The organism is Micromonospora arborensis (assembly GCF_003205615.1).
Taxonomy (GTDB): Bacteria; Actinomycetota; Actinomycetes; order Mycobacteriales; family Micromonosporaceae; genus Micromonospora; species Micromonospora arborensis.
In genome coordinates, this window is the sequence record NZ_PYBV01000030.1 from 110121 (window position 1) to 125312 (window position 15192).

Annotated in this window: 12 protein-coding genes and 1 riboswitch; of the genes, 5 read left to right on the forward strand and 7 right to left on the reverse strand. The window is 72.6% G+C overall.

Going from position 1 to position 15192, the window contains the following annotated elements; all coding sequences use genetic code 11:
• Positions 1-68: 68 nt before the first annotated feature.
• The 5 genes from C7C45_RS23305 to C7C45_RS23325 form a co-directional block, all read right to left on the reverse strand.
• Positions 69-2195, reverse strand: a complete 2127-nt coding sequence (locus tag C7C45_RS23305) for a bifunctional copper resistance protein CopD/cytochrome c oxidase assembly protein (protein ID WP_244200520.1) — start codon at positions 2193-2195, stop codon at positions 69-71.
• 41 nt (positions 2196-2236) lie between these two features.
• Positions 2237-2830 carry a copper resistance CopC family protein gene (locus C7C45_RS23310; protein ID WP_425271167.1) on the reverse strand — a complete coding sequence of 198 codons (594 nt, stop codon included), beginning with the start codon at positions 2828-2830 and terminating at the stop codon, positions 2237-2239.
• The gene (locus C7C45_RS23315) at positions 2827-4068 is read right to left on the reverse strand and encodes a Dyp-type peroxidase (RefSeq protein ID WP_110565836.1); all 1242 of its coding nucleotides are present in this window, start codon (positions 4066-4068) and stop codon (positions 2827-2829) included. Before C7C45_RS23315 ends, C7C45_RS23310 begins: the two co-directional genes overlap by 4 nt.
• Positions 4065-4649, reverse strand: a complete 585-nt coding sequence (locus tag C7C45_RS23320) for a copper chaperone PCu(A)C (RefSeq protein ID WP_110565926.1) — start codon at positions 4647-4649, stop codon at positions 4065-4067. The genes C7C45_RS23315 and C7C45_RS23320 overlap by 4 nt, the downstream gene beginning before the upstream one ends.
• Before the next feature lie 99 nt (positions 4650-4748).
• Positions 4749-5015 (reverse strand): hypothetical protein, encoded by a 267-nt coding sequence (locus C7C45_RS23325; RefSeq protein WP_244200521.1) that lies wholly within the window; start codon positions 5013-5015, stop codon positions 4749-4751.
• A 99-nt stretch (positions 5016-5114) separates the two neighbouring features.
• Positions 5115-5330, forward strand: a riboswitch (cobalamin riboswitch).
• 194 nt (positions 5331-5524) lie between these two features.
• On the opposite strand from C7C45_RS23325, the gene C7C45_RS23330 reads away from it, so the two are divergent.
• Positions 5525-5971: an acyl-CoA thioesterase gene (locus C7C45_RS23330; RefSeq protein WP_260321991.1), complete on the forward strand. Its 447-nt coding sequence runs from the start codon at positions 5525-5527 to the stop codon at positions 5969-5971.
• Between the two features lie 27 nt (positions 5972-5998).
• On the opposite strand, the gene C7C45_RS23335 is transcribed toward C7C45_RS23330, so the two are convergent.
• A complete protein-coding gene (locus C7C45_RS23335; protein WP_110565838.1) occupies positions 5999-6529 on the reverse strand; it encodes a GNAT family N-acetyltransferase in 531 nt (176 codons plus the stop codon).
• A gap of 9 nt (positions 6530-6538) precedes the next feature.
• A complete protein-coding gene (locus C7C45_RS23340) occupies positions 6539-7378 on the reverse strand; it encodes a metallophosphoesterase (RefSeq protein WP_110565927.1) in 840 nt (279 codons plus the stop codon).
• Between the two features lie 86 nt (positions 7379-7464).
• Here C7C45_RS23340 and C7C45_RS23345 point away from each other — a divergent pair, with 86 nt between their 5' ends.
• The 4 genes from C7C45_RS23345 (at position 7465) to C7C45_RS23360 (ending at position 15189) form a co-directional block, all read left to right on the forward strand.
• Entirely contained in the window at positions 7465-8316 is an 852-nt protein-coding gene (locus C7C45_RS23345) for an NAD(P)-dependent oxidoreductase (RefSeq protein WP_110565839.1), read from the forward strand.
• A gap of 135 nt (positions 8317-8451) precedes the next feature.
• A complete protein-coding gene (locus tag C7C45_RS23350) occupies positions 8452-10251 on the forward strand; it encodes a non-ribosomal peptide synthetase (RefSeq protein ID WP_208641269.1) in 1800 nt (599 codons plus the stop codon).
• Between the two features lie 97 nt (positions 10252-10348).
• The gene (locus C7C45_RS23355; protein WP_110565840.1) at positions 10349-14854 is read left to right on the forward strand and encodes a non-ribosomal peptide synthetase; all 4506 of its coding nucleotides are present in this window, start codon (positions 10349-10351) and stop codon (positions 14852-14854) included.
• Positions 14851-15189, forward strand: a complete 339-nt coding sequence (locus tag C7C45_RS23360) for an acyl carrier protein (protein WP_110565841.1) — start codon at positions 14851-14853, stop codon at positions 15187-15189. The genes C7C45_RS23355 and C7C45_RS23360 overlap by 4 nt, the downstream gene beginning before the upstream one ends.
• Positions 15190-15192: the final 3 nt, after the last annotated feature.

Here is a 15192-nt window from a genome sequence, read left to right on the forward strand (position 1 = left end):
ACCCGACCCGCCGGCCGGCCTGACAGAGCGTCCGCCACGCGCGACGGGGCTGCGGCGGACGCCCCTGTTCAGGCCTCGGGGAGCCCGGGAGCCGCCGTTCGTCGCGAGTCTTCGGCGCTCTGCCCCGCAGCGGCGAGGAACGCGTTGTAGCGGGCGAGGTCGTCATCCTCGCCCGTGGCGTCGGCCCGGTCGGCGGCCCGGTCGAGGCGGGCCTGTTCGCGCTTGTCGGCCCGGATCCACTGACGAACCAGAATGATCATGATGAGGACGGCGGGAATCTCCCCGAACGCCCAGGCGATGCCGGCGCCGAGCCTTTGGTCGTCGAGCAACGACGACGCCCAGGCAGGGTGCACAGAGATGTACCAGTCGGGCGCGAGCACGGTGGTGGTCTGCATGAGGACCAGGCCGAAGAAGCCGTGCGCCATCATCGACGCGAGATGGATGGTCACGAGCAGGGGATGGGGGAGGCGTCGACGGCCCGGGTCGACGCCGATGAGCACCCAGCACATCAGGTAGCCGGCGACCACGAAGTGGGTGAGCATCGCCAGGTGACCGAGGTGCGAGCGCATCAGGACACCGAGCAGGTCGCTGAAGTACAGGCCGAACAGGCTGGCGGAGTAGATGCCGAGCGCGACCAGGGGGTGCGTGAGCAGCCTGGTCGGCCGGCTGCGCACCGCGATGAGCAGCCATTCCCGGGCGCCGCGTACCTGCGGGTCGCCCGGTCGGCGAAGGGTGCGGAGAGCGAGCGTGACCGGTGCGCCGCCGACGAGCAGGATCGGCACCACCATCGACAGCACCATGTGCTGGGCCATGTGCGCGCTGAACAGCACGTAGGCGTAGCGGGCGACGCCGAGGTTGGTGGCCGCGGCCAGCAGCAGCATCCCGCCGACCCAGCTCGCCGTCCGGGCCGCCGGCCACCGGTGCCCGCCGGCGTGCAGTCGCCGCACGCCGCCCAGGTACCCGCCGATTCCGAGGACGCAGAGGGTCAGGAAGAACATGTCCGGCAGCGGTTGCCCCAGCAGGTTGGCGGGCGTGGGTGCGGCGGGCATCGGGAAGCCGAGCAACTCGGTGATCGGGTCGGCCTCGGCGCTGGAGACGGCGTCGGGGGTAGGGCTGCGGGACAGCGCCACCGCCAGTCCCACGGTGGCGGCGAACACCATCAGCTCCCCGGCGGCCAACCGTCCGAAGGCATGCCGTTGGCCGGCGCGCAGGGCGGGCAGGGTACGGGAGCGGTGTGCCGCGCCGGCGGCGCCGAGGATCAGCAGGGCGGCGAGTTTGCCGACGACCAGCCAGCCGTAGCGGGAGTGCCAGAGCTGCTCGACCGCGCCGAGTCGCACGGCGGCATTGGCAGCGCCGCTGACCGTCACCGCGACGAAGCAGCCCAGCGCGAGGCGGCTGTACCGGGCGACGGCATCGGCCAGCAGCCGGCCGCGTCGCACCATCAGCAGGGCGACGAGCCCGCCGATCCACATGGCGGCGGCGAGGATGTGCAGGGCCAGGCTGGTGACCGCGATCTGGTGGTTACCAGCCCCGGCAGCGTGGCCGGTGAAGGCCGGGGGCAGCACCGCCACGGACGCCAGGACCGCGACGGCCGCCGCGAGCCCGCGGGACACACCAGCGCGCGACAGGAGAGCCACCGCCAGCGCCAACCCTGCCTGCAACGCGAGGGACTGCCCCTGGGCGATGCTCGTGGCGAAGCTGACCACTGTCGAGGGTCTGAGCGTGTCCAGGGGCTGCCCGAGCAGGTCGGACACCGTCAGCACCAGCAGCGACAGGGCCGCCACCGCCCATCCGACCGCCGCGACACTCGCGCGCCGCAGGAGCAGATAGCCGTGCGGCGAGACGCTGCGTTCGTCGCCAGGCAGCAGGAAGGCGGCGGTCACCAGCATCCCGACGGTGACGGTGGCCAGGCCGTCGGAGAGCAGCCGGACCGCTGGCAGCGCCCAGCCCGTCGTCGGTCCCGCGTCGGGCAGTCCCGGGATCGCGGCCGCGAGGGCGCCGCCGAGCCGCAGGCCGAGCAGCAGCAGGGCGACCCCCGACAGGACGGCGGCCACCGCGATCAACCAGCCGGACCTCCCTGCGCCTGCGCGTCGAGCGGTGCTCCGCGCTCGGGCGGTTGCTGGCGCGGCCGTCACGATCGTGGAGGCACTGCCGGGGCTCTCGGCGGCGAGCTGCCGCGGATCTGTGTCGGACACGTGTTGACCTTGACTCTGAGGTGATGAGCGGGCAGCGCGGATTACGGTCGGCGTCGAGCCGACCGCCGCCACAGCAGGCTGGTCGCCACCACGGCGAGGCCGGCCAGCGCGCCGCCGCCCACGAGGACACCGGCCGCCGGACGGCGATCGGGCTCCGCAGCCGCGGCGGCCGATGGGCTGGCCCCTTGGGCGGTCGTGCTGGTCGGCGCTGCGGCCACCGAAGGGTCGGCCACCGTGAAGGGATAAGACCCCTGGACCGGGTGCCCGTCGACGGAGACCACCCGGTAGGCGACCGTGTACGTGCCGTTCGGCAGGGTGACGCTCACCTTGACTGTGCTCCTCGCCCCGGCGACCACCGGGTCGCCCGTCGGGACCTTCCGCTTGGCGGCGTCGGTGAGCACGATGGTGGTGAACGTGGGATCGAGCCGCTGCAGGAATTCGAGCGTGAGCTCGCTCGGCGCGCTGGGCAGGGTCGCGTCCTTGGCCGGTGACGCGGACCTGAGCGAGTTGTGCGCCCACGCCGGGCCAGCCGGGACGACGAACAGTGCCACCAGGGCGGCGAGCACCGCGACGAGGAGCCGGACCGCGCGGGAACGAGACAACATGGTGAGCGACCCTCCGGTGGGCTGGTTCATCCGAGCACCTGTTCGCCGATCCAACCGCCGGGCCGGCAGCCGGGCGGGATGGCGAAGACAGCGGATCCGATCGGGGTGGTCCATTCGTTGAGCAGGTCCCGCTCGGCCAACCGACGCTGGATGGGGAGGAACTGTCGGGTGATGTCGGCCTGGTACGAGGTGAAGATCAGGCCGCTGTCGGCGTGGCCCTCCGCTGTCGGAGCGCCGTCGTAGTTGTAGGGCCGGCGCAGGATCTTCAGCCGGTCGTCGGTGACGTGCGCCCGGGTGAGGTGGGAGAAGTCCGGGATGACGGTGAGGCCGTCCGGGCCGGTGGCGGCGAAGTCGGGTACGTCGTGTTCGGCGGCGCCGGTCAGGGGTGCGCCGGTGTCGAGGCGCCGGCCGCTGGCGAGTTCACGGTCGGCGCGGCCGAGCAGGTCCCACGTCTCCAGGTTCATGCTGATGCGCCGTACGACCAGGGTGGTGCTGTCGCGCAGCCACGCGGGGCCGTCGGGTACCCAGACGGCGGCGTCCATCGGCGTCCCGGAGCGGGGGTTGGCGGTGCCGTCGAGCTGCCCGAACAGGTTGCGTTGGGTGCGGCCGCCGGGCTCGACGCCGGGGCTGCGGCGAAAGCCCTGCTGGACCCACCGGACGGTGGCGAAGGGTCGGCTGTCCTTGAGCAGGACCCGTTGGGCGTGCGCGACGGTCATCGGGTCGTCGGCGCAGATCTGCAGGAGCAGGTCACCGCCGGACCAGGCCGGCTGGAGTCGATCGATGCGGAACGAGGGCAGCGCGGCCAGGGATGCCGGCCGCCGGTCGTCGACGCCGGCCGCCCGGTACAGGCCCGGGCCGAAGCCGAACGTCACGGTCAGTCGTGCCGGCAGCAGGCCGAGTTCGGCCTCGGTGTCGGCCAGGGCGGGCTGGCCCTGGGTGAGACGGGCCGCGTCGCCGGTCAGCAGCCGCAGCATCCGACCCGCCGCGATCCGCTCGACGCCGGCGCGGAGAGTGAGCGCCACGAACGACGCGTGGGCCTGCGGTTCGGTGGCGACGCCGGCCTGCCGGGGCCCATGGAACGGCTCGACCGTGCTGCCGACGGCGGCGACGGGGACGGCCGCGGGCAGCCGGTCGTCGCGGTCCTCGGCCTGCTTGTCGACGAACGCGGTGACGCCGGCGACACCGGCGAGCGCGCCCCCGGCGGCGAGTGCACCGCCGGTGAGCAGGCCACGCCTGCGCACCGGACGGGATGCGGGTTCCGGGGTCATGCGGTCGGGCTCATGCTCATTCCCGGCGTCGGGCTCGCCCCGTGGCCGGGCGCGTAGCTCTCCTGGGCGCCGGTGAACGGCTTGGCCACCGCGGTGAACGTCTGGGTCCTGCTGTCGGCGAAGGTGAGGGTGAAGGTCAACTCGTCGCCGGGCCGCACCGGCTGCTTCACGTCCATCAGCATCAGGTGGTCGCCGCCCGGCTCCAGCACCTGGGTGCTCTTCGCCCTGATCACGATGCCGCCCGGCTTGGCCTGCATGACCATCTTTCCGTCCTTCATGATCATCTCATGCAGTTCCATGGGGGACACGTCGGTGGACGCGCCCGTGATGGTGACGTCGGTCTCGCCGTCGTTGACCAGCGTGCCGAACGCCGCGGTCATGCCCTTGTCGGCGGCCTTCACCCACGGGTCCCGGATGCCGACCACGCCGGTGGCGACGCTCGCCGACGCCGACGGGCTCGCGGTGGCGGACGACGCGGTGTCCGACGGTCCGCAGCCGCCGACACCGACAGCCAGGAGGGCGGCGGTGGCGAGCAGAGCGGCCGGGCGGCGACGTGCGCCGGCCTGTGTGGTGCTGGGCATGAACGGTCCCTTCGGCAACGGAGCTGGCGTCAGGATGGTCGGTGCCACCAGGGGAAAAGTTCCGGTGCCGCCGATCGGACCCCGCGCAGACCCCTCGCCTCAGGGCAGGTTGATCGTGTATTCGGCGGTGTGCACCTTCCCGCCAACCGGGAAGTCGAAGAACGCCCGGTACCGGCCGGAGCTCGGAACGGTCAGCCAGAACTTGACGGTTCCGTCGACCAGTTCCGGCTCGGGGTGGACGTGCACGTAGCCGAGGTCACCCTCGCGGACCACGACCAGGTGCCCGTACGCGCCCAGGTACCGCTCCAGTTGCGCCGACTCCGCCGTGCCGGCGCGGTTGACCTGGAACTGCACTGGTGCCGTCACCGCCACCGTCGGCGCGGCTGGGGATCGATCTTCGTGTGCGGGCGTGGTCCGCTCGGCCACGAGGCACGCCGGCCGGCTGGGCAGCCTCGCTGACCAGCTATGCTTCCCGGCGGCGCTGGTTCGCCCGGTCGGATGCCGATCGGGCGTCGCAAGAGGGAATCCGGTGGAAATCCGGGGCTGCCCCGCAGCGGTGAGTGGGAACGACAGCCGTCATCAGCACTGGGCAGTGGCCCGGGAAGCGACGGCCAGTAGGAGATCGGCGTGCAGCCGGTCCGGCCCGCGAGTCCGAAGACCTGCCGGTGCCGCGTACACAACCGTGTGCGCCGCCGTCGGCCTCGCGGGTGGGTTGAGCGGGTGACCTGCCACGCATCTGCGTGGGTGAGTCCTCGTCAGCGTGCGTCCGCGTTCCGGTGGTGTGGTTTCCCGAGGGACGGACTACCGCTGTGCACGACATCATCACGATCGCCGGTCGAGCGCCGTCGGCGTCGCACCTGACCCTGTCGCAGATCATGGATCAGCACCACACGAACCTGATGGGTACGGTGCACGGCGGCCGGATCCTCAACCTCATCGACTCCGTTGCCGGAGTGGTCGCCGCCCGGCATTCCGACGGGCCGGCCGTCACCGCCGCCATCGACGAGACGGCGTTCCTCCGGGCCGTTCGGGTCGGCGACGTCGTCCACGTCGACGCGCGCATCACCTGGGCGGGCCGCAGCTCCATGGAGGTGGCCGTGAAGGTCACCGCGGACCGGTGGGATCGGGCGGTGCCGCCCACCGACGTGGCCACCGCCCACCTGGTCATGGTCGCCATCGACGACGACGGCCAACCGCGCGCCGTGCCGCCGTTGCTACCGGAGACGGACGGGGACCGGCGTCGCTACCGGGAGGCGGAGATCCGCCGGGAGCACCGGTTGGCCCTGCGACGGGCCCTGCTCGACGGCGCCGAGGAGGTCTGAGAACGCCCACGCCGGGGTGGTGGCGGCTCAACCGACCCGCTGGGCCAGCACCTGCCCCGGCCAGGTTCCAGCGAGGAAGGTTTCGGTGGAGGTGAACCCGTGGCGCTCGTAGTACGCCACCAACTCGCCACCGCCGCCCGCCCAGCAGTCGACCCGTAGCAACCCCACGCCGGCCCGCCGGGTCTCCTCCACCGCGTGTGCCAGCAGGGCCGACCCGAGTTCCTGACCGGCGAATCGTCGGTGGGTGACGAGTAGGCGGACGTACCGCTCGGGTTCCTTCGCGGGCGCGATAGGCGACTTCGGGTTGGGCCCGGAGTCCAACACCAGGGTTGCGGCCGGCGTTCCGTCCACCTCCGCGATGTATGGGAGGTTCTCGGTCAGGTACCTGTCGACCAGTTCGGGCCCTTGGGGCAATTCAGAGAACGGCGTTGTGCCCCACTGCTCGGTGTTGCCGCGATCGTTCATCCAGAGCACCGCCGAATCGAGCATGTCCAGTACGGCGGGTGCATCGGCCGGGCCACCGCGTCTGATCTGTATGCCGCTGGTGGTGTCGTCCATGGCGGAATTCTAGGACGTGGCTGACCGATCACGACCGAGACCATGATCGTCGAGCCGGGTGACCAGGATCCGGCCGCCCTCGTACACGCCGCCGTCGATGGCGAGGACACGGCCGTCGGCGTACCGCAGGGCCTCGCGCACCTCGCCGGGGGCGACCCCGAAGTGCTTGGTGAGCGTGCTGTGCCCGTGCACCAGCACCTCGCCACCGTAGGTGCCGAGCATGGTGGCCACCGGGTCGTCCGGCTTGGCCGGTTCGCTGTCCCGGAACGCGCCACGGTCGCTCATCTGGTAGCAGAAGGTCAGCCAGCCGGCGGCATCCCGGCTGGCGAGCGCCTTCGCGATCCCGGCGTTGACGGCGGCGACGCTGTCGCCGAACTCCAGATAGCGGGTGGTGTCGGAATGCACCAGCAGGTAGCCGTCGACGACCGCCATGGCCGGTCGGGAGACGATCCACGAGATGTGCTCGTCGCGGAGCCGGCGCAGGTCGTCGTCTCGACCGCCGAATCGTGCCCAGGCGCCCCGGAAGCCGTCCTGCTGCTGCCAGCCGGGCACCGTGCCGGTGTCGAGGAGGTACGCCGCGAGCAACTGCACCTCGTGGTTACCCAGCAGCGCGTGCACCTCACCGCCGGCCGCGGCGGCCTCGCCGGTCAACCGCAGCACGTCGTCGATGACCCCGATACCGTCCGGTCCGCGGTCGACGTAGTCGCCGAGCAGCCACAGCCGCGCGTCGGCGCCGGACCAGTGCCCGGTCGCGTCGGTGAGGCCGGCATCCTGCAGCGCGTCGCGCAGCTCGGCGCGGTGGCCGTGCACGTCGGCGACCACGAAGAGCGGCGTCTGGTCGACAGTCACCCGCGCCACCCTACCCGCAATCGATCGACCGGCGAGGTTGCTGATCGGGTGGGGCGTGCCGCGACAGGTGACGCTAGGTTGTCCGGATGACACGCATCGGATTTCTTGGTCTCGGCCGGATGGGCTCCCTGATGGCCGGTCGGCTGATTGCTGCCGACCATGAGGTGACGGTCTACAACCGGACAATGGAGAAGGCAGCGCCGCTGGTACAGGCGGGGGCCCGGGCCGCCGCGACCCCCGCCGAGGCGGTCGCCGGGGCCGACGTGGTGATCACCATGCTGACCGGACCGGCTGCCGTGGACGCGGTGCTCTTCGGCGACCACGGTGCCGCCGCCGCGCTCGACCCGGGGGTGACGCTTGTCGAGATGTCCACCGTCGGCCCCGACTACGTCGCCTCCCTGCACGACCGGCTGCCCGACCTGGACCTCGCGGACGCCCCGGTCAAGGGCAGCCTGCCGGCCGCCGCGGCCGGCGAGTTGGCGATCCTCTTCGGAGGTAGCGACAAGACCCTGACCCGGGTACGCGAGGTGCTGGACGTGCTTGGCAAGGTCCAGCATGTCGGGCCACTGGGCGCGGGCGCGGCCGTCAAACTCGTCGTCAACGTGGCGTTGTGCGGTTCCTTCGTGCTTGTCGGTGAGGCGCTGGCGTTGGGCGATCGGCTCGGGCTGTCCACCGAGACCACGATGGCGGCGCTGAGCGGCACCGCCCTCGGTTCACTCGTGCCGCGGGTGCGCGCCCGGCTGGACGATCCTGCGGCGCCCACCCAGTTCTCGTACGGACTGGCCGCGAAGGATCTGCAGTTGGCGCTCGATGCCGGCGCACCGAGCGGGGGCGTGATCGCCGCCGCGCACCAGCAGTTCGCCGGTGAACTGCCCCAGCTCTCCGAGAGCGACATCGGGGAGATCGTCGCGGTGCTGCGGCGGGCCGCGACCCGCTGAACAGTCCCCGAGAATCAGTGCGACGGCGGCCCCTCGGGCCGCCGTCGTCGTATTTCCCCAGCTCGATCGCGTTAAGTGAACGTGTAGTCAAGGTGGCCATCGTATGACCCGTAGGTAAACACATGGGGGAACAACGTGGCGCCCGTACCTCTGGACAGTGAACCGACCACCTCACGATCCGCGCACGACCTCGTCGCCAGGTGGGTGCGTCGAAGCCCGGACGCGACTGCCGTACGCGAGGCGGTCACCGGCCGGGAGATGACCTATCGGGAGCTGTGGCAGGCGGCCACCCGGTTGGCGACCGAACTGACCTACCACGGCGCCCGGCGCGGCGACATCGTCGCGCTGGCGATGGAGCGCTCTGCGGAGCTGATCGTCGGAATCCTCGCCATCGCCCGCTGCGGTGCCGCCTACCTGCCCCTGGACGCCAGCAATCCGGCCGACCGCAACACCGCCCTCGTCACCGAGGCCGAGGTACGCCTGGTCGTCACCGCCACCGACAGCGCGCCGGCCGACTGGGCGCTGCCGGCCGACCTGACCTGGGTGCCCGCCACCGTCGCAGCGGCACGAGCCGCGTCGGACCAGCCCGCCCTCGACGAGCAGGCGGGCGGCGACGATCCGCTCTACGTGGCGTACACCTCCGGCTCCACCGGCCGCCCCAAGGGCGTGGTGGTGCCGCATCGCGCGGTGGTGGGCCTGGTCGACGGCGCCGAATACTGCCCGGTGGCGCCCGGCGACCGCATGGTCAGCCTCTCGAACCCGGCCTTCGACGCGACCACCTTCGAGGTGTGGAGCACGCTGACCGCCGGTGGCACGGTGGTGGTGCTGCCCGCAGTCACCGACATGACGCTGGACGACTGGGTGGCGCTGCTGCGCGCCGAGGCCATCACCACCATGTTCCTGACCACCTCGCTGTTCCACATGGTCGCGCGGGAACGCCCGGCCGCCTTCGGCAGCGTGCGGAATCTGCTCGTCGGCGGGGAGCAGATGCAGCTCGCCGCCGCCCGCGCGGTGCTCGCGGCCACGCCGCCCCGACGGCTCGTCAACGCGTACGGCCCGACCGAGACCACCACCTTCGCGGCATACCAGGAGGTGACCGCGGCAAACCTCGTCGGCGTGGACCGGGTGCCGATCGGCCGGGCCCTGCAGCACACCACCCTGTACCTGCTCGACGATCAGCAGCGTCCGGTCGACGAGGGCGCGACGGGGGAGTTGTGCATCGGTGGCCCGAAGGTGGCGTTGGGCTACCTCGGACAGCCCGAACTCACCGCGCAGCGGTTCGTCCGACTGCCCGACGGGGAGGTGGTCTACCGGTCCGGCGACCTCGCCCGGCGTACCCCCGACGGCGGCGTCGAACTGCTCGGTCGCCTCGACCGGCAGGTGAAGTTGCGGGGATTCCGCATCGAGCTGGAGGAGATCGAGCGGGCGACCATGGCCACCGGGCTGGCCGATGTCGCCATCGTGGAGAAGCTCGGCGACGGCCCCCAGGCGCTCCTGGTCGGCTTCGTCCTGCCCGCCGCGGGCAGCACCCCAACCCCGGCGCAGCTGTCGGCGGCCCTGGTGGCCCGCGTTCCCCGATACATGGTGCCAGCCCGGTGGATCGTCCTGGACGCCTTACCGGTCGGCCAGACCGGCAAGGCCGACCGCGCGGCGCTGCTCGCGCTCGTCGCCGACGACGGCCCGGGCGGAGACGAGAGCGCGGATCCGGTGCTGGCCGGCGTGACGGAAACCTGGCGTGACGTGCTGAATCTCGGCACGGTCACCCGGACCGACACGTTCCTCGACCTCGGCGGCAACTCGATCCTGGCCATCCAGGCCGCGTCTCGGCTCACCGAACGACTCGGCGTCGAGGTGGAACCGCACGACGTGCTGCTGGCGACCTCGGCCGCCGACCTCGTCGACCGGCTGCGTGACCGGCAGCCCGCCACCCTCTGAGCGACCCGAGGCCAGCCACCACTGCGGCCCCGAACTCCGTCCGTGGGCGCATCGCCGCGCGCCACTCCGCTGACTGATCTCTGACCCGGGGGATGTCGTGACACCAACCATCCTGGCTCGATCCGACTCGTCGGTCGCGCCGCTGTCGTTCGCGCAGGAACGCCTCTGGTACATCGAGACCGCGGCGCCGGGTACGCCCACCTACAACGTGCCGCTGCTGGTGCGCTGGACCCAGGGCGCCGACGCCGACGCGCTGGCCGACGCGCTGTCCGCCGTCGCGGCCCGGCACGAGGTGCTGCGTACCACCTACCGGCTGCGCGACGGCAGACCCGTCCAACTCGTCGGCGACCCCGGGCCCGTGTCGTTGGAGGTCATCGACCTGGCCGGCCACGCCGACGCCTGGTCGATCGCCCGCCGGCAGGCCGACGAGCGGGCACGCGTCCCGTTCGACCTGGCCGGCGAGGCGCCCTGGCGGTGCACGCTGTGGCGCGGCCTGCCCGACGGCGACGCGATGCTCATCAACATCCACCACATCGCCGTGGACGGGTGGTCGCTGGCCCCGCTGTTCGAGGACCTGGCCACCGCGTACGAGGCGGCGCTGGCCGGTGTCGCGCCCGCCTTCGAGCCGCTGCCGGTGCGGTACGCCGACTTCGCCGTCACCGACCGCGCCGCCTTCGACGCCCGCGGCACCCGCACCCTGCTCGCCGAGCGGGTGGCCGAGCTGTCCACCGTCGCGGGCGGACTGGTCCTGGGTAATCGTCGCGCCAGCAGCCCGGCCGCGCCGACGCGATCCGGCGGCGAACACCGCTTCACCCTGCCCGCCGCCACCTGGGCAGCCACCCGTGAACTGGCCGCCGCGTTGAGCGCCACCCCCTATGTCGTGCTGCTGGCGGCCTTCCAGACGGTGCTGGGTCGCTGGTCCGGGCGCGACGACTTTCTGCTCGGTACGGTCGCCGCCAACCGGCCCCGGTCCGAGTTGGAGCGGCTCGTCGGTTTCTTCGCCAACACCGTGCCGGTCCGCTGCCGCCCCGGCGCCGACCGCACCTTCGCCGAGCTGTGCACGGCGGTGCGTACCGAGGCGTTCCGGGCCCTCAGCTACCAGCGCATCCCGTACGACCAACTGGTGGCGGCCCTGCCGGCCGCGTACGGCGACCCGGTGGACGTGGCGTTCGTCCTGCAGAACGCACCCACCGCCCAGGGGCCGACCCGGTGGGAAACACCGCTGCAGCTGTTCACCGGGACCGCCAAGTTCGACGTGGCCTTCGTGCTGGAGGAGGGCGAGGACGGCCTGACCGGCCTCGTCGAGTACGACACCGACCGCTACGAGGCCGACGTCGCCGTGGCGCTCGCCGAGGGTTTCGTCGCCCTGCTCGGTGCCGCCGTCACCGATCCGGAGCTGTTGGTGTGCCGGCTGCCCCTGTCCACTGCGGCGGACGGAGTGCCGGCCGGCACGTTGGTCGGCGAGCCCCGCAGCACGCCGTACCGGACGGTGTTGGAAGCGATCGACGAGCGGATCGCCGATCTGGACCCGGACGCCTGCGCCGTCACCTGCGCCGGGACGGACACCAGCTGGCGGGAGCTCGACGGCAGGTCCTGGTGGGTCGCGGACCGACTCGCGGCACTCGGTGTGCCGGTGGGTGGCCGGGTGCCCGTGGTCGCCGACCGTGGTGGCGCGCTCGTCGCCGGCTGGCTCGGGGTGCTGCGGGCCGGTGCCGCGTACACGCCACTCAACCCGGACACTCCCGTCGACAAGCTGGAACACATCGTCACCGAGCTGGGCGCGGCGGCGATCGTGCTCGACGCCACCGGCCGCCGCCTGGTCAGCGCCGACCTGCTCCGTCGGCTCGCGGTGCCCGTCGTACACCTCGACGAGGCCGTGGTCAGCGAGGCCCCGGCCGGGCGGCGCCGGCCACCGATCGACGCCGACGACCCGGCCGTCATCATCTACACCTCCGGCACCAGCGGCCGGCCGAAGGGCGCGATAGTGCCGCACCGCGGCCTGCTCAACACCATCTCCTGGTGGAACGCCGAGACCGGCCTGAACAGCACGGACCGCCTGCTCTGCGCGTTCTCGGTCTCGTTCGACCCGGCCAGCTTCGAAACCTTCCGGGCGCTGGTCGCCGGCGCCCAGCTGATCGTCGCGGACGAGGAGACCCGCCGCGACCCACGCCTGCTGGCCCGGTTGCTGCACGGACCGCGGGGCGCCACCACCATGTCGCTGACTCCCAGCCTCTTCCGCGCCGTGCTGGACGCCGACGAGGAGACCGGCACCAGCCTGCGCCGACTCTACGTCGGCGGCGAGGCACTGCCTCGCCAGACCGTGGAACAGTGCGCCCGGCAGTGGGGGGTGCCGGTGGTCAACGTGTACGGCCCGACCGAGGCCTGCTGTGTCAGCACGTTCGCTCCCACCGACCTCGCCGACCCACGGCAGCCCGCGATCGGCAGGCCGCTGCCCAACACCCGCGCCTACGTGCTCGGGCCGAATCTGGAGGAGCTGCCGGAGGGCGTACCGGGCGAGCTGTGCGTCGGCGGCGCCGGGGTGTCGTTGGGCTACCTCGGCGACCCCGAGCGCACCGCCGTCGCCTTCCCCGCCGACCCGTGGGACGCCGGCCGGGGCGCGCGCCTCTACCGCACGGGCGACCGGGTCGCGTTGCGCCGCGACGGTCAGCTGGAGTATCTGGGCAGGGTCGACGAACAGGTCAAGATTCTCGGCCATCGGATCGAGCCGGGCGAGGTGGCCCGGCTGATGGAGGACCTGCCGGGGGTACGGGCCGCCGCGGTCCACGCGGTCGACAGCCCGCCCCGGCTGGTCGCGTACGTCCAGCTCGACACCGACGGCGCGACGCCGCCCGGCCGAGACGACCTGGTCCGGCCCCTGCAGCGTTGGCTGCCGCCGGCGGTGCTGCCGACCGACGTGTACGCGGTCGACGCCCTGCCGCGCACCGGCAACGACAAGGTCGACTTCGCGGCACTCGCCGCGCTGCCGTCGACGCGGCTGGCGCACACGACCGCCGTGGCCCGCCCGCTGACCGCCGCCGAGGCGGCCGTGGCCACCCTGTTCACCGATGTCCTCTCCGAGCGCGGGGAGCGCCCGGACAACCTCGGCCCGGACGACAGCTTCTTCACCCTCGGGGGCCATTCGCTGTTGGCGGTGAGCATGCTCGCCGAGGCTGATCGCCGGACCGGTCGGGCCGTGCCGTTGCGGGACTTCCTCGCCGAGCCGACCGTCGCCGGTCTCGCCCGCCTGCTCGCCGCCGCCACCACTGACCCGACCACCGCCGGTGCGAACGACGGCCCCGCCGTCCCCGCCGAGGACGACTCCCATCCGGCGACTCCGATCCAGCAGCGGCTGTGGGCGATCAGCAGGTTGCCCGCCCTGGGTGCGGCCTACCTGTCGCCGCTGGTCGTCCGCCTCACCGGTGCGGTCGACCGTGACCGGCTCGAGGAAGCGGTGCGTGCGGTGTTGGGTCGCCACCCGGCCCTGCGCTCCCGGTTCCGGCTGGTCCGCGCCGAGCGGCGGGTGCGCTACCGCACCGACGGGCCGCCACCTGCCGTGATCCGCGTCGACGAGGTGCCACCGGCGGAGCTCACCGCCCGCCTGGACGATGCCTGCTGGGCGCCGTTCGACCTGGCCGTCGACGCCCCGGCCCGCGCGCATCTGCTCGGCGTCGGGTCGGAGACGCTGCTGGTGCTGACCGTGCACCACATCGCGGCCGACGGTTGGTCCGTGCAACTGCTGCTCGACCAGATCGGCGAATGCTGCCGTGCCGGCGTCGAAGGGCGCCCGGCGGTGCTACCCCCGCCGGTGCATCCAGCGGCGCTCGCCGGGCCGCTGGACGGCGCCGCCGTCGACGGCCGGGTCGCCGCGGTGGTCGCGCGGTTGCGCGGTGCGCCCACCGACATCCGCCTGCCGCACGCCCGGCCCCGACCGTCCATCCAGCCGGTCGCCGGTGCCACCGTGACCCGCCGGCTGACGGCGGACCTCACCGAGCGGATCCGTGCGGCGACCCGCCCGCTGGGCGTGACCACCTTCATGACCACCGCGGCGGTACTCGCCGTGGCGTTGGCCCGCCGGAGCGACCAACGGGACTTCCTGTTCGCCTACCCGTGGGGCGGCCGGGAGGCCCGCGACACCGCTGATGCCGTCGCCATGCTCGTCAACACGGCGGTGCTCCGCGTCGACCTGGGCGGCTCGCCGACCTGGCGGGAGGTGCTGCGTCGGGTCCGCGAGGACAGCCTCGTCGGCTACCGGGACGCCGACGCGCCCTTCGACGCCGTCGCCGCCGCGCTGCATCCCGACCGCGATCTGAGCCGCCCGCCGATCACCCCGGTCTATCTCGCCGCGGGGGACGTGGCCCCTGCTCCGCCGTCGTTCGGCCCCGGCGTGACCGCCGAAGCCGCACCGCTGAGCGCCACCCGCGTCAAGTTCGAACTGGAGGTCGGCGCCGAGGCCCGGGCGGACGGGCTCGTACTGACCGCGGCGTACGCGACCGACCTGTTCGAACAACGCGCGGTTGTCGACCTGTTGGACGACTGCGCCCGGTGCGCATCCGATCTCACCGCCGACCTGGATCTACCCGCGCTGAAGGGAAACCCGCTGTGAACGACGATAAGCCGGACCTGGTGACCCAGGTGGCTGCCGCCTGGGCGAACGCCCTGGACACCCCGGTGGCCGACGTGCCGCTGGACACCAACTTCTTCGACGCCGGAGGCGACTCGCTCCTGCTGATCGTCGTGCTCGAGGAGTTGCAGGAGCTGACCGACCGCACGCTGGAGGCGGCCGACCTCTTCCAGCACAACACCGTGCGGGCCCAGGCGGCGTTGCTCGCCGACGAGGGCGGGGAGCGGAAGCTGACCCTGCTCGGCGCGCGGAACCGCGGCAGCCTGCTGGACCGGCGTCGTTCGGCAGGCCAGCCCGACGCCACCGCGGACCGATGAAGG

Excerpts from the sequence above, each read along its gene's own strand:
- C7C45_RS23310 (WP_425271167.1), bottom strand. The coding sequence starts at position 2,830 with ATGAACCAGCCCACCGGAGGGTCGCTCACCATGTTGTCTCGTTCCCGC.
- C7C45_RS23315 (WP_110565836.1), bottom strand. The coding sequence starts at position 4,068 with ATGACCCCGGAACCCGCATCCCGTCCGGTGCGCAGGCGTGGCCTGCTC.
- C7C45_RS23320 (WP_110565926.1), bottom strand. The coding sequence starts at position 4,649 with ATGCCCAGCACCACACAGGCCGGCGCACGTCGCCGCCCGGCCGCTCTG.
- C7C45_RS23330 (WP_260321991.1), top strand. The coding sequence starts at position 5,525 with ATGGATCAGCACCACACGAACCTGATGGGTACGGTGCACGGCGGCCGG.
- C7C45_RS23335 (WP_110565838.1), bottom strand. The coding sequence starts at position 6,529 with ATGGACGACACCACCAGCGGCATACAGATCAGACGCGGTGGCCCGGCC.
- C7C45_RS23345 (WP_110565839.1), top strand. The coding sequence starts at position 7,465 with ATGACACGCATCGGATTTCTTGGTCTCGGCCGGATGGGCTCCCTGATG.